This window comes from Vreelandella zhaodongensis, assembly GCF_013415115.1.
GTDB classification, from domain to species: domain Bacteria; phylum Pseudomonadota; class Gammaproteobacteria; order Pseudomonadales; family Halomonadaceae; genus Vreelandella; species Vreelandella zhaodongensis.
This window is the reverse complement of the sequence record NZ_JACCDD010000003.1, coordinates 1-13,120: the sequence shown is the minus strand read 5'-3', so window position 1 is coordinate 13,120 and position 13,120 is coordinate 1. Positions and strand designations below refer to the sequence as shown.

Genomic DNA, 13,120 nt, shown 5'->3' with positions numbered 1-13,120 from the left:
GCAAAGACCAATATGCCTTCCTCCATGGTGAGCGTTGGCGGCGGTGAGAGCCGTACTAGTAAAGCGACTAACAACGTCAAGATGCGTGCCAAAGATGTCAAAGTTTTTTACGGCGATACTCAGGCCATTAACGGCATTGACATTGATATCTATGAAAATGAAGTGCTGGCGTTCATTGGTCCTTCAGGCTGCGGTAAGTCGACGTTCTTACGTTGTTTGAATCGTATGAATGACACGATTGATATTTGCCGCGTTGAAGGAGAGATTACTTTAGATCAAAAGGATATCTATGCCCCTGATCGTGATGTTGTATTACTGCGTGCTCAGGTAGGCATTGTGTTCCAGAAGCCTAACCCTTTCCCGAAATCGATCTACGAGAATATTGCTTACGGACCGCGCCTTCATGGGTTGGCCAAGCGGAAAGCAGAGCTAGATGACATTGTAGAAAGTAGCTTGCGTCGTGCAGGTCTATGGGAAGAGGTGAAAGACCGCCTGGATCAACCGGGTACGGGGCTTTCAGGCGGGCAACAGCAGCGTTTGTGTATCGCCAGAACGATAGCGGTAAGTCCAGATATTATACTGATGGATGAGCCTTGCTCGGCACTTGATCCAATTGCAACAGGCAAGGTTGAACAGTTGATCGACGAGCTGAGCGAGAGCTACACCATTGTGATGGTCACCCACAATATGCAGCAGGCAGCCCGTGTTGCTGACCGTACGGCATTTTTCCACATGGGAGACCTGATAGAAGTCGATAGTACCGACACGATATTTACGAATCCTCAAAACCAGCGAACTCATGACTACATCACTGGGCGCTATGGGTAGGCTTGGAAATTAGTTAGGTCATATTAGTTAGAGCGAGTTAGACAGTAAAACACTGGGGCTGAACTTAATGCCCCTGGTGTTTCGTCAAAATCTTTTTTTGACTTTGTTTATATGATTTTTCATATGTTTTTAATGAATGGGCAGAGAGGGGGGTAAAATGGCATTACGTATCGGTATTAACGGGTTTGGTCGTATTGGTAGGCTGGCACTGCGCAGCCTATGGGCTGAAGTGGAAGCAGGGGCGGTAGAGTTTGTACGTATTAACGACCCTGGCGGCGATGCGGCAACGTTTGCCCACCTGCTTGAGTTTGATTCGGTACATGGTCACTGGTCGCCTGGTAATGGGGTTAGTGCTTTCGAGGATGCGATTGTTTTGGATGGTCACGCCGTCGCATTTAGCGCTAATAAAGCGATTGCCGACAGTGACTGGTCAGCGTGTGACGTGGTCATTGAATGCTCGGGTAAAATGAAAGACACCGCCACACTTCAAGCATACCTTGACCAAGGGGTTGCGCGGGTGGTGGTAAGTGCACCAATCAAAGATGCCAGCGTACTGAACGTGGTGGTAGGCGTTAATGATCATCTCTACGATCCTGCTCAGCACCGAATCGTGACCGCGGCAAGTTGTACCACTAACTGCTTGGCACCGGTGGTGAAAGTGGTTCAGGAAACCTTCGGCATTCGTCATGGCTCGATGACCACAGTACACGACATTACCAACACTCAAACTATTCTGGATACGCCGCATAAAGACCTGCGTCGTGCCCGTGCCTGCGGCATGAGCTTGATTCCGACAACGACCGGTTCCGCGAAAGCGATCACTGCAATTTTCCCTGAATTGGAGGGAAAGCTAAATGGTCATGCCATTCGCGTACCGCTGGCCAACGCATCACTCACCGATATGGTGTTTGAGCTTAAGCGTGATGTCACAGTGGAAGAGGTCAATCAAGCGCTGAAAGCGGCCGCGGAGGGAGAACTTGCCGGGATATTGGGTTACGAAGAACGCCCGCTGGTGTCCATTGATTATCGCACCGACCCACGCAGTTCCATTATCGATGCGCTTTCCACCATGGTGGTCAACGGCACCCAGCTTAAGCTTTACGCCTGGTATGACAACGAGTGGGGCTATGCCAACCGTACCGCTGAACTCGCTATGAAAGTGGGTGGAGCCGATGGGGGTGAGTGATTCCCTGCTGAGCCGGGTTCGAGCGCTGCCTTTCGAGGTGCGCCAATACATGCTGATTACCGGCAACTACTGGGCATTTACCATTACTGACGGCGCGCTGCGCATGTTGGTAGTGATGTATTTTCACCAGCTGGGCTACTCGCCGCTGCAAATCGCCATGCTGTTTCTGTTCTACGAAGCATTTGGCGTGGTAACTAACCTGATAGGCGGCTGGCTCGGTGCGCGGCTAGGCTTGAACCGCACGATGAATGTGGGGCTGGGGCTGCAAATTATCGCCCTTGCCATGCTGATGGTGCCCGCAGGAATGCTTACGGTTGTTTGGGTCATGGCGGCTCAGGCGTTGTCTGGGGTCGCCAAAGACCTAAACAAAATGAGCGCTAAAAGTGCGGTTAAAGTACTGGTGCCTACAGACAGCGCCAACGCCAATAGCGCGCTTTACCGTTGGGTTGCGATGCTGACCGGCTCTAAAAATGCATTGAAAGGCCTCGGCTTTTTTATTGGCGGGGTGTTGCTAACGCTGATTGGCTTCCGTGGTGCGGTGATTGCCATGGCGGTGATGCTTAGTGGGGTGCTCTTGCTCTCTTTTTGGCGCTTGAAGGCAGATTTAGGGCGCCAGAAGGTAAAGCCTAAGTTTTCGGAAATTTTCTCCAAGTCCCGCGCGATTAATGTGCTTTCAGCGGCGCGCTTTTGCCTATTTGCATCAAGGGATGTCTGGTTCGTAGTGGCGTTGCCGGTGTTTTTATATGACCAGCATGGTTGGACTCACTGGACGGTAGGCGGGTTACTAGCGGCGTGGATTATTGGCTATGGCGGGGTACAAACCCAGGCGCCTAAGCTGACTCGGTTGATTAAAGGGGATGCCCGCGCGCTAACCGCAGGCTGGGCAGCTGCCCTGGCGATTCTGGCGATTGTACTGGCGTTGTTACCACTGGCGCAGGTGGGTTGGCTGGTGGTTGGGCTTTTGGCGTTTGGTGTGCTGTTTGCGATTAACTCTAGCTGGCACAGTTACCTGATTGTTCATTATGCCCGTGCTGATGGCGTCTCAATGGATGTTGGCTTTTACTATATGGCCAATGCCATGGGGCGTTTGGTGGGAACGCTGCTGTCAGGCTGGTTGTATATGGCTTACGGGTTGAGCGCCTGTCTTTGGGTATCGGCGGCCTTAGTGGCAGCCAGTTCCGTGATGGCACTAGCGTTGCCAAAGCAGGTTGCTTAAAGGCTAGTTTCTAGCCTGCTGATAACGCTGCACCATCCACATAAAGATGGCGCAACTTCCACCAGCCTTCCACGCCGATGCGCAGCCCTTGAGCAGCCAACTCAGGCGCGACCCATAATGTAATCCCTTGATAAACCTGTCGTTGAAAAGCTTCCGGATTATTTGGGGCCTGTGTTTCCGCGACCGCCACGCTAGCAAGGCCACCACAGCAGCCGTGCTTAGGCGATAACCTCACGGTTACAACGCCTCCTTGTTGTTGAACAAAAGCGATCGCAGCATTATCTATGTGGATCATGTTGGTCAATTCAACCTCTCTTATGCAGCTCTGTTGATGGCCGTTCAAAAAGTATCATCATTTTTAGGTGCATTACGCTGAGCAGGCGATTTATTAAACGCAGGTGATAGCGTTGTAGGGTCTTGCTCGGCTTTGTGAGCCTTGGCCGCTTCTGCCCACCACGTTAATTGGCCCAGCGTGCGCCCAAAATAGCTTTCCCAGCGTTCTTGCTCCTGGGCAAATTGTCCATCTTCGTTCAGTGCTTCTTGGGCTTTGGGTATATGAATCATGGCGGACACTGGCAGGCACCCCAGCTCAGAGAGAAATGCGCGCATGCTAACGGCGGCGCGTGCGCCTCCCCATTGCCCCATGGAGTAAGTCACGATGGCGCTGGGCTTAAAGGCAAACAGTGACGCGCCAAAATGATTCAGCAAATGGCTTAGTGCCGGGCTCATGGAGTGGTTGTATTCAGGGCTGACCATCACGTAGCCATCGGCTTGTTCAATTTTGCCAGCAAGGGCTTCAAGATCATCGGGAACCGTTTTTTTTGCGTAAGCAAAGTGCGGCTTAAAAGGGCCGTTAAGATCTAACGTTAGCGGGTCTATAACCTCTGCCGTTGTATCGGGTAGTGAGCTAAGTAGACGTTTGCACGTTTGGGATACCCGCTCGCCTAAGCGGGCGGGGGCGGGCGGTGTGGAGGTTCGAGTTGAACCGAGAAAAACTAAGTAATGTGCCATCCGAGTATCTCTTTGTTATGCGTTTTCAGGAAAATGCTGACGTGTTTTGTTAGCAATACGTACTAGCGCGAGCATAAGTGGTACTTCAACTAAAACACCAACTACCGTGGCGAGAGCAGCGCCTGACTGTAAGCCAAACAGGGCAATGGCCGCTGCGACCGCCAGTTCAAAAAAGTTGCTGGCACCGATCATTGCACCAGGAGCAGCTATGTTGTGCGGCACACGCCACGCTTTGGCCCAGCCATAGGCGATAAAGAAGATTAAAAACGTTTGGATAATCAGCGGAATGGCGATTAGTACAATATGCAGCGGATTATTCAGAATGACGTCACCCTGGAAGGCGAATAACAGCACCAGGGTAACGATTAACCCGATGGGCGTGATAGGGCCGACACGCTTCATAAACACGTTGTCGTACCACTCGGTGCCATACTTGGCGATCAGTGTTTTACGGGTGAAATAGCCCGCCGCAAGTGGAATCACAATGTACAGCACCACGGATAAAATAACCGTGTCCCACGGTACCTGGATATTCGAGATGCCGAGTAAAAAAACCACCAGCGGTGCAAAGGCAAACAGCATGATCAGATCATTCAAAGCCACCTGAACGAGGGTGTAGGCCGCATCGCCACGGGTGAGGTAGCTCCATACAAATACCATCGCGGTGCAGGGTGCTGCCCCTAATAATATGGCACCCGCTAGATATTGACTGGCCAGTTCCTCAGGAATAAAGGGCCGAAAAATCACCATGAAAAACAACCAGGCCAAAGCAAACATCGTGAAGGGTTTAATCAGCCAGTTGACTGTGGTGGTTATGGTCAGTCCCTTTGGCTGGCGGCGCACTCCTGCAATAGCGCTGAAGTCAATCTGCGCCATCATGGGAAAAATCATCGCCCAGATTAAGACGGCAATGGGAATGGAGACTTGGGCATACTCAAACCGTGATAACACCTCTGGCACGGCAGGGGCGAACTGCCCAAGTGCAATCCCGGCAACAATGGCAATCGCTACCCATACGGAAAGGTAGCGTTCAAACAGTCCCATATCGGCGCTGGTGGGGGAAGCGTTGTTCTCGGTTGGCATAAAACCACTCCCTGATCAAATAGCGCGTTGATTGACGCGTTTGGAGACTTCTTCGGCACTCTCTTTACGTTCAGAGTAGCGGTCGGTGAGCAGATCGCTACGCTCACGAACCAGCAGGGTGAATTTCACCAGCTCTTCCATGACATCAATAATGCGGTCATAAAAGGGTGACGGTTTCATGCGGCCGTTGTCATCGAACTCCATAAAAGCCTTAGGCACCGATGACTGGTTGGGGATCGTCACCATGCGCATCCAGCGGCCTAAAATGCGCAGCTGATTTACCGTGTTGAATGACTGGGAGCCGCCGCATACCTGCATCACGGCAAGGGTTTTACCTTGGGTAGGGCGAACACCGCCTAGCGCAAGAGGGATCCAGTCAATTTGTGCTTTCATAATGCCGGTCATCGCACCATGGCGCTCAGGCGAGCACCACACCATGCCATCGGCCCACTGTGCCAGTGTACGCAGCTCATCTACCTTTGGGTGGCTCGCATCTTCCGCATCAGGTAGAGGTAAGCCCCTTGGGTCAAAAATCGTTGTGCTGGCGCCCATGGCATTGAGTAGCCGAGCGGCTTCTTCAACCGCTAATCGGCTGAATGAACGTTCACGCAGGGAGCCATAGAGCAGCAGAATCTTGGGCGCTGGCTGGTTGCTAGGAGGAAGCATCAATGTTGCATGATTGGGGGCTTTAAACAGGCTGCTGTCCACGTGAGGTAAATCGTCAAGCAATGCCATTGGTGGTGTTCCTTTTGCATCGAAGGAGTGATTACTGATGCTTAATAATATATGTTTTTCCGTATATATCTAGTGGTGAGAGCCAACCTAAAGCATGCTTCTGCTAGGTCATCTTTGATGAGTAAGTGCGCGGTACAAGCCGTTAGGAGAGGGCACAATATCTATTGTGCGCCTTGTGCCTGCAATTAGGCACAAGGCGTGGGCGTATTGATGTGTGTATTAATCGATGAGCTCAACCGCCACGGCGGTGGCTTCGCCACCACCAATACACAGGCTGGCAATACCGCGTTTGCCGCCTTTGGTGCGTAAAGCATGGATAAGTGTCGCAATCACCCGCGAACCTGTTGAGCCAATCGGATGCCCTTGGGCACAAGCACCGCCAAATACGTTCACCTTATTGTGAGGCAGTCCTAAGTCATCCATCGCCATTAGTGTGACGACCGCGAATGCTTCGTTAATCTCAAAGAGGTCAACGTCGTTAACGCCCCAGCCAAGCTTTTTCATTAGTTTTTCAATCGCACCTACTGGCGCAATGGTGAATTCGCTTGGATGGCGGGAGTGGGTGGTATGGCCGAGCATTTTCGCTAGCGGCTTTACACCATGACGCTTCGCGGCTTCATGGCTGGCCAAAATAAGCGCTGAAGCGCCGTCGGAAATTGAGCTGGCGTTGGCGGCAGTAATGGTGCCATCTTTGGCAAACGCTGGGCGCAACTGGCGGATTTTATCTAGTTTGGCTTGGAAGGGCTGTTCGTCATGCTCGACCAGCGTTTCTCCTTGGCGAGTGGTTACTGTTACCGGTGCCATTTCAGCCGTTAAGTGGCCGTTATTGGTGGCGTTCATGGCGCGCTCTAGGGAGGCAATGGCAAAGTCGTCCAAGCGCTCGCGCGTGTAGCCACGTTCTGACGCAACATCCTGGGCGAAAACGCCCATCAACTTGCCAGTTTCGGCATCTTCTAAGCCGTCAAGGAACATGTGATCTTTCAGTTCACCATGACCTAAACGGTAGCCGCCGCGTGCTTTAGTGAGTACGTGTGGAGCATTAGACATCGATTCCATGCCGCCTGCGAGCAGAATTTCGCCTGTCCCCGCTTTGATCAAATCGTGGGCTAGCATGGTGGCTTTCATGCCAGAACCACACAATTTATTGATGGTGGTAGCACCATTGGCATCGGGAATGCCAGCCTGACGCATGGCCTGGCGGGCTGGCCCTTGTTTTACGCCAGCGGGTAGTACACACCCCATGATGCCTTCTTCGATAGCAGAGGCCTCGATACTGGCTCGCTCTATGGCTGCGCGGATTGCAACGGCCGCAAGTTCGGGGGCTGTCATGCTGGAAAGGCTGCCCATCATGCCGCCCATTGGCGTACGGGTAGCGGATAAAAATACAACCTCGGTGGCATTACTCATTTGTGCGTCTCCTGACGGATTTATTGTGATTATCTTGCTGAGAGCTTAGTGATGCGTTGACCCGCTGGCGGGGCTGTGGTTTTCTCCTAAGTAACCAAGCAAGCGCTAGTGTAAATGACATGAATGTAATGAATGCTTCCCCTCGCCGCAAGGAATTGACGCGTTTAGCGGCTCAGCTATTCGTCCAAGAAGGCTTTGATCGCACCACGGTGCGTATGCTGGCGCAAGAAATGGGTATCAAGTCTGGCAGCTTGTTCCATCACTTTAAAGATAAGCAGGAGATCTTGGCCGCGGTGATAGAGGAGGGTACCCAGAATGCTCTCTCTATCGCGAAAGCAGCGCTTCAAAAATGCGATGATGATCCTGAGGCGCGGCTACATGCTATGGCACGGGCGCATTTGGAAACGCTGTTTGCTGATCGCAATGCCCATGTGGTTGCGTTATTTGAATGGCGGCGATTAGATCCTGATGCGAGTGCCCACTTACGCCACCTGCGAGATGCCTATGAAGCACTGTGGGTAGACGTGATCGACGATGCGCTGGCAGCAGAGCTTATTCACGGAGACCGCTTCCTGGTGTCGCGGTTCATATTGGGTGCGCTGAATTGGACGGTGCGCTGGTACGACCCCAGTGGGCCACGTACACCCGATGATCTAGCCGATGAGCTGGTCGCAATGATTATGGCTCGTTAACCTCCTCGCTCGACCAACGTCTAATCCATTTACGACGCTGATTGCTTGCGCTCCCGCGTAAATGCTTTTAGCGTTAGTTCAACTACAAGGTTTCCGTTAACGTAAACGGACAATAATAAAACGTAAGATCGGAACCCTGGCCTGTCTGTTTGCGTACCACTGCTCACGACTAACAACATAAGAGAGCCACCATGACAGCAACATCAGCGTCACTACCAACATATTCGACCTTCCTGGAAGACTTTACGGTTGACACCATGATTGCCCGGTTGGATGACCACCAGGATGGTTGTTTCAATGCCTTTGAAGCATGCTGCGGTCGTCATGTGCGCCAGGGGCGAGGTGATGTGCTTGCGCTCGTGCAGGAAGACATCAATGGGCAAACCCATACGCTGACGTATGCAGAGCTGGACGAACAGAGTGGCAAACTTGCTGGCTGGTTTAAGGCCCAAGGGCTTGGCGAAGGAGATCGTATTGCCTGCATGTTGCCGCGCTCAACAGCGTTGCTAGTTGCCGTGCTTGCTACTTGGCGAATTGGTGCGGTCTACCAGCCGTTATTTACCGCGTTTGGCCCCGATGCGGTGGATTATCGTCTGGGGCGCGCTGATACCAAGCTGGTTATTACCGATCACGCTAACCGCTATAAATTTGATGGACTGAGCCAGTGCCCGCCCGTTTTAGCAGTCGGAGGCTCCACTGGAGAGCACCCTGATGATCATGATTGGCAGGCTGCATTGACGCATACGTCAATGCGCGAAAAGCCACCCCGGCTTTCCCCTGAAAAACCCTTTCTCCAGATGTTTACTTCGGGCACGGTGGGCAAGCCAAAGGGAGTGGCAGTGCCGCTTTCCGGTATGACAGCGTTTGCTCTCTATATGGAGCTGGCGGTCGATCTTCGTGACGATGACCGCTTTTGGAATATGGCTGACCCCGGTTGGGCATACGGGCTTTATTACGCGATTGCTGGGCCGCTACTGCTCGGTGTTACCACACACTTCTGCGAGGCAGGTTTCAGTGCAGAAGGTGCCTTGGCGTTTATGAAGCGCCACCATATTACTAACTTCGCTGCTGCGCCCACGGCGTATCGCCTAATGAAAGCGTCAGGGCTGTTCGATGATGCCCACCAAACGCTGGAGCTTCGCGCGGCAAGCTCAGCAGGTGAGCCTCTCAATACAGAAGTAGTGACTTGGGTTGAGAAATCGCTGGGTTGTCCGGTGATGGATCACTATGGTCAAACAGAAACTGGCATGACCTGTAATAACCATCACTCCCTTGATCATCCCAAGCATGTGGGTGCGATGGGGGTACCAATGCCGGGCTACCGCTTAGCCATTTTGGACGCAGAATATAACGAGCTGCCGCCCGGTGAGCCAGGGGTGCTTGCGGTTGACATTAAAAACTCACCCGCCCACTTCTTCCAGGGGTATACCTGGCAGGAAAAAGATCCCTTTGTGAACGGTTACTACCTGACTGGCGATGTGGTTATCCGCAATGAAGACGGCTCGTTTCAGTTTGCCGGACGCGATGACGACATTATCACCACGGCGGGTTACCGGGTTGGCCCCACGGACGTTGAAAACAGCGTGATGACGCACCCCGCGGTTGCTGAGTCTGCCGCGGTTGGTCAGCCGGACGAGATCCGCGGTGAAATTATTAAATCTTACATCGTGCTACGTGAAGGGTATGAGGCGAGTGAGGCACTTGCTGATGAAATCCGCCAGCAAGTGCGTGAACGTCTTTCTACCCATGCGTTTCCCAGAGCCATTGAGTTTGTCGATGAGCTGCCAAAAACGCCTAGCGGTAAGATCCAGCGCTTCAAACTTCGTGCCCAAGCAACTGAGCAAGCACGCAACGACAAATAATTAAAGGAAAGTTGAAATGCAGGTAAAGGATTGTACGTTTTTAATTACAGGAGCTGCTTCAGGGTTAGGCGCGGCAACAGCAGAACGTCTAGTGGCTGCTGGTGGTAATGTTGTGCTGTGCGATATGAATAATAGCGTGGCAGACCATGCCAAGCGCTTAGGTGACCGTGCGGCGGCCTGTATCGCTGATATTACCTCTGCTGAGCAAATGCAGCAGGCGATTGACGAAGCGATTGTGCTAGGAGGTGAAAGCGGCCTTTCGGGGGTTATTCACTGCGCTGGTGTAGTGAGCGTGGCCAAGCTGGTTGATCGTAACGGCAATCCCGCAGATCTGGAAAGCTATGCGAAAACGATCAATATCAATCTAGTGGGCACGTTCAATGTGATGCGATTGGCGGCAGCCGCCATGGCTAAAAATACCCCCAACGAAAGTGGTGAGCGAGGCGTGATCATTAATACGGCTTCTATAGCTGCATTCGATGGGCAGGTGGGGCAGTGTGCTTACAGTGCGTCGAAAGCAGGCGTCGTGGGAATGAGCTTGCCCGCGGCTAGAGAGCTTTCGCGCCATGCTATTCGCGTTATGGCGATTGCGCCGGGGGTCTTTGAAACGCCCATGATGAGCGAAATTCCTGATGAAGCAGCCCAAGCCTTAGCCGCTGCGGTGCCTTTTCCCAAGCGGTTGGGTAAGCCTGGTGAGTTTGCCCAGTTGGTAGAGCAGATTATCACCAACCCCATGTTGAACGGTGAAGTGATTCGGCTTGATGGTGGCATTCGAATGCAGTGATTGGTTGGGAAATAAGTATCCTCTGATGACCTGCTAGCGTTTTCGTTGGCAGGTTTTTTTATGTTATAAATCAACTGCCTAGATAGGTTTCGACCAAAGTTGTAGCGGTTTTAGATGATATATTCAAACGACCGCTTGACTATAGGGTGGGTGCGCGCTAGTTTTCAAACATGTGTTTGAAAGTTGTTTTGTAAACTTAAACCGCTTTCAGCCCCTTGTTTAGGAGAAGTGACATGCCCAGCTATCAAGCCCCTCTACGTGATATGCGTTTCGTTATGGACGAAATGTTTGATTATCCCAGTCATTACGCAGCGCTACCAAACGGTGATGAGGCATCCCCAGACGTGGTGAACGCGATTCTGGAGGAGGGGGCGCGCTTCGCCCGCGATGTATTGTTGCCGATTAACCAAAGCGGTGACGAAGAGGGGTGTTTACTGGAAGGTGGGGACGTTAAAGCGCCTAAAGGCTTTAAAGAAGCCTATCAGCAATATGTAGAAGGTGGCTGGCCAAGTTTAGCGGCAGATCCTGAACAGGGTGGCCAGGGGCTTCCCCATTCATTGGCGATGATGCTCTCTGAGATGATCTGCGCAACTAACTTAGCATGGGGTATGTACCCAGGGCTCTCCCATGGCGCTGCCGATGCACTGCGGCATCATGGCACTGACGAGCAGAAAGAAGCCTATCTTACCAAACTGGTAGAGGGCGTTTGGACAGGCACCATGTGTCTCACCGAACCACACTGCGGCACAGACCTTGGATTGATCAAGACCCGCGCAGTGCCTGATGAAAGCGGCGCTTATACCATTACCGGTACCAAAATCTTTATCTCTGCCGGTGATCATGATTTAGCTGAGAATATTGTTCATCTTGTGTTGGCAAAGCTGCCTGACGCTCCTGAGGGCTCGAAAGGTATTTCTCTATTTGTTGTGCCCAAGTTTATGCCCGATGCTCAAGGTAACCCAGGCGACCGAAATGGCGTCACGTGCGGCTCGCTCGAACACAAAATGGGCATCCATGGTAATGCTACCTGCGTCATGAACTTTGATGGCGCGACGGGCTATTTGGTTGGGGCACCTAATAAAGGTTTGGCGTGCATGTTCACGATGATGAACGCAGCACGCCTTGGGGTAGGTATTCAAGGGCTAGGTTTAATTGAAGCCAGTTTCCAAAACTCGCTGAGCTACGCCCGTGATCGTCTGCAAATGCGTTCGCTTTCCGGTGCTCAGGCGCCTGAGAAGCCAGCAGACCCGATTATTGTGCATCCGGATGTACGCCGTATGCTGCTGACCCAGAAGGCATTTGCCGAGGGTGGTCGTATGCTGGTGCTATACACCGCTCAGATGCTTGACATTGTTGAGCACGGTAAGCCAGGCGAAGAGAAGGAGCGGGCTGAAACTTTGCTCGGCCTATTAACGCCTATCGTGAAAGCGTTCCTCACTGAAGTTGGTTTTGAGTGCACCAATGAGGGCGTGCAGATTTTTGGTGGGCACGGCTTTATTAAAGAGTGGGGGATGGAGCAGCTGGTGCGCGATGCGCGTATCACCCGCCTCTATGAAGGTACTACGGGTATTCAGGCGCTAGACCTGCTTGGCCGGAAGGTGCTGATGAGCCAGGGTGAGTCGCTAAAAGTGTTCACCAAAGAGATTCATAAGTTCTGCAAGACAGAAGCTGATAACCCTGCGCTAAAAGAGTTTGTTGAGCCGCTGGCGAAGCTGAATGCTGAGTGGGGCGAGCTGACCATGGGTGTGGGTATGAAAGCGATGCAGGATCGTGAAGAAGTAGGGGCGGCTAGCGTCGATTACTTAATGTACTCCGGCTATGTCACGTTAGCTTACCTTTTCGCCCGCGCTGCTAAGCAGGCATCTGTGACGTTAGAAGGCGATGACAAAGCGTTTTATAGCGCTAAATTGAATACGGCCCGTTTTTATTATCAGCGTCTGCTACCGCGCACCAAAGCGCATGCGCAAATGATTCAAGCAGGTGCGGGAAGCCTCATGGCAATATCGAGTGAAGATTTTGGCTTGGGCTTTGAGATTTAATTTGCTGATATCTCGCTTTTGAAATTCCGGAGATACAGATAAATCTGTATCGGCAACTGAGCACTCTCTGGTCAGGCATTCTGATCGGTGGTTTGCGGCAGGCTTGTTCTATGAACAACACCTGCCGCTTTTTTTTGGATTTTTTTTACAAGCCCTCTTGCCAAGACGGCAGCAAATCCGTAAAGTACGCATCCGCTGCCGGGGACGCACAGCGTTACCAGCGGTGATTGAAGGTAAAAACCTTCGGTTTGTCAGGAAGTTAAGAGAGTTTAAAAGA

The 13,120-nt window shown here is 52.2% G+C and carries 12 protein-coding genes; 7 read left to right on the top strand and 5 right to left on the bottom strand.

Features of this window, described 5'->3' with window-relative positions; translation table 11 throughout:
* Positions 1-24: 24 nt before the first annotated feature.
* The 3 genes from pstB (at position 25) to arsJ (ending at position 3,230) form a co-directional block, all read left to right on the top strand.
* Positions 25-828, top strand: coding sequence for a phosphate ABC transporter ATP-binding protein PstB (gene pstB / locus HZS79_RS06530; RefSeq protein ID WP_179927546.1), 804 nt, complete (start codon positions 25-27; stop codon positions 826-828).
* Positions 829-985: 157 nt separating this feature from the next.
* Positions 986-2,014, top strand: a complete 1,029-nt coding sequence (locus HZS79_RS06525; protein ID WP_179927387.1) for an ArsJ-associated glyceraldehyde-3-phosphate dehydrogenase — start codon at positions 986-988, stop codon at positions 2,012-2,014.
* Positions 2,015-2,063: 49 nt separating this feature from the next.
* Positions 2,064-3,230, top strand: a complete 1,167-nt coding sequence (arsJ, locus tag HZS79_RS06520; RefSeq protein ID WP_246311432.1) for an organoarsenical effux MFS transporter ArsJ — start codon at positions 2,064-2,066, stop codon at positions 3,228-3,230.
* Positions 3,231-3,240: 10 nt separating this feature from the next.
* Here arsJ and HZS79_RS06515 read toward each other — a convergent pair whose 3' ends face one another.
* The 5 genes from HZS79_RS06515 to HZS79_RS06495 all read right to left on the bottom strand — a co-directional run bounded on the left by HZS79_RS06515 (position 3,241) and on the right by HZS79_RS06495 (position 7,466).
* Positions 3,241-3,525, bottom strand: a complete 285-nt coding sequence (locus HZS79_RS06515; RefSeq protein WP_281373467.1) for a CC/Se motif family (seleno)protein — start codon at positions 3,523-3,525, stop codon at positions 3,241-3,243.
* Between the two features lie 44 nt (positions 3,526-3,569).
* Positions 3,570-4,241 (bottom strand): NADPH-dependent FMN reductase, encoded by a 672-nt coding sequence (locus HZS79_RS06510; RefSeq protein ID WP_179927384.1) that lies wholly within the window; start codon positions 4,239-4,241, stop codon positions 3,570-3,572.
* Positions 4,242-4,256: 15 nt separating this feature from the next.
* Positions 4,257-5,324, bottom strand: a complete 1,068-nt coding sequence (gene arsB / locus HZS79_RS06505) for an ACR3 family arsenite efflux transporter (protein ID WP_179927383.1) — start codon at positions 5,322-5,324, stop codon at positions 4,257-4,259.
* A gap of 15 nt (positions 5,325-5,339) precedes the next feature.
* Positions 5,340-6,059, bottom strand: a complete 720-nt coding sequence (gene arsH / locus HZS79_RS06500; protein ID WP_179927382.1) for an arsenical resistance protein ArsH — start codon at positions 6,057-6,059, stop codon at positions 5,340-5,342.
* Positions 6,060-6,278: 219 nt separating this feature from the next.
* Positions 6,279-7,466, bottom strand: a complete 1,188-nt coding sequence (locus tag HZS79_RS06495) for an acetyl-CoA C-acyltransferase (protein ID WP_179927381.1) — start codon at positions 7,464-7,466, stop codon at positions 6,279-6,281.
* Between the two features lie 128 nt (positions 7,467-7,594).
* Between HZS79_RS06495 and HZS79_RS06490 the strand changes: the two genes are divergently transcribed.
* From HZS79_RS06490 to HZS79_RS06475, 4 genes are all read left to right on the top strand, one after another.
* Positions 7,595-8,158, top strand: a complete 564-nt coding sequence (locus tag HZS79_RS06490; RefSeq protein WP_179927380.1) for a TetR/AcrR family transcriptional regulator — start codon at positions 7,595-7,597, stop codon at positions 8,156-8,158.
* Between the two features lie 191 nt (positions 8,159-8,349).
* Positions 8,350-10,020 carry an AMP-binding protein gene (locus HZS79_RS06485; RefSeq protein WP_179927379.1) on the top strand — a complete coding sequence of 557 codons (1,671 nt, stop codon included), beginning with the start codon at positions 8,350-8,352 and terminating at the stop codon, positions 10,018-10,020.
* A 16-nt stretch (positions 10,021-10,036) separates the two neighbouring features.
* Positions 10,037-10,804, top strand: coding sequence for an SDR family NAD(P)-dependent oxidoreductase (locus HZS79_RS06480; RefSeq protein WP_179927378.1), 768 nt, complete (start codon positions 10,037-10,039; stop codon positions 10,802-10,804).
* 233 nt (positions 10,805-11,037) lie between these two features.
* The gene (locus tag HZS79_RS06475) at positions 11,038-12,843 is read left to right on the top strand and encodes an acyl-CoA dehydrogenase C-terminal domain-containing protein (RefSeq protein WP_162219749.1); all 1,806 of its coding nucleotides are present in this window, start codon (positions 11,038-11,040) and stop codon (positions 12,841-12,843) included.
* Positions 12,844-13,120 lie beyond the last annotated feature (277 nt).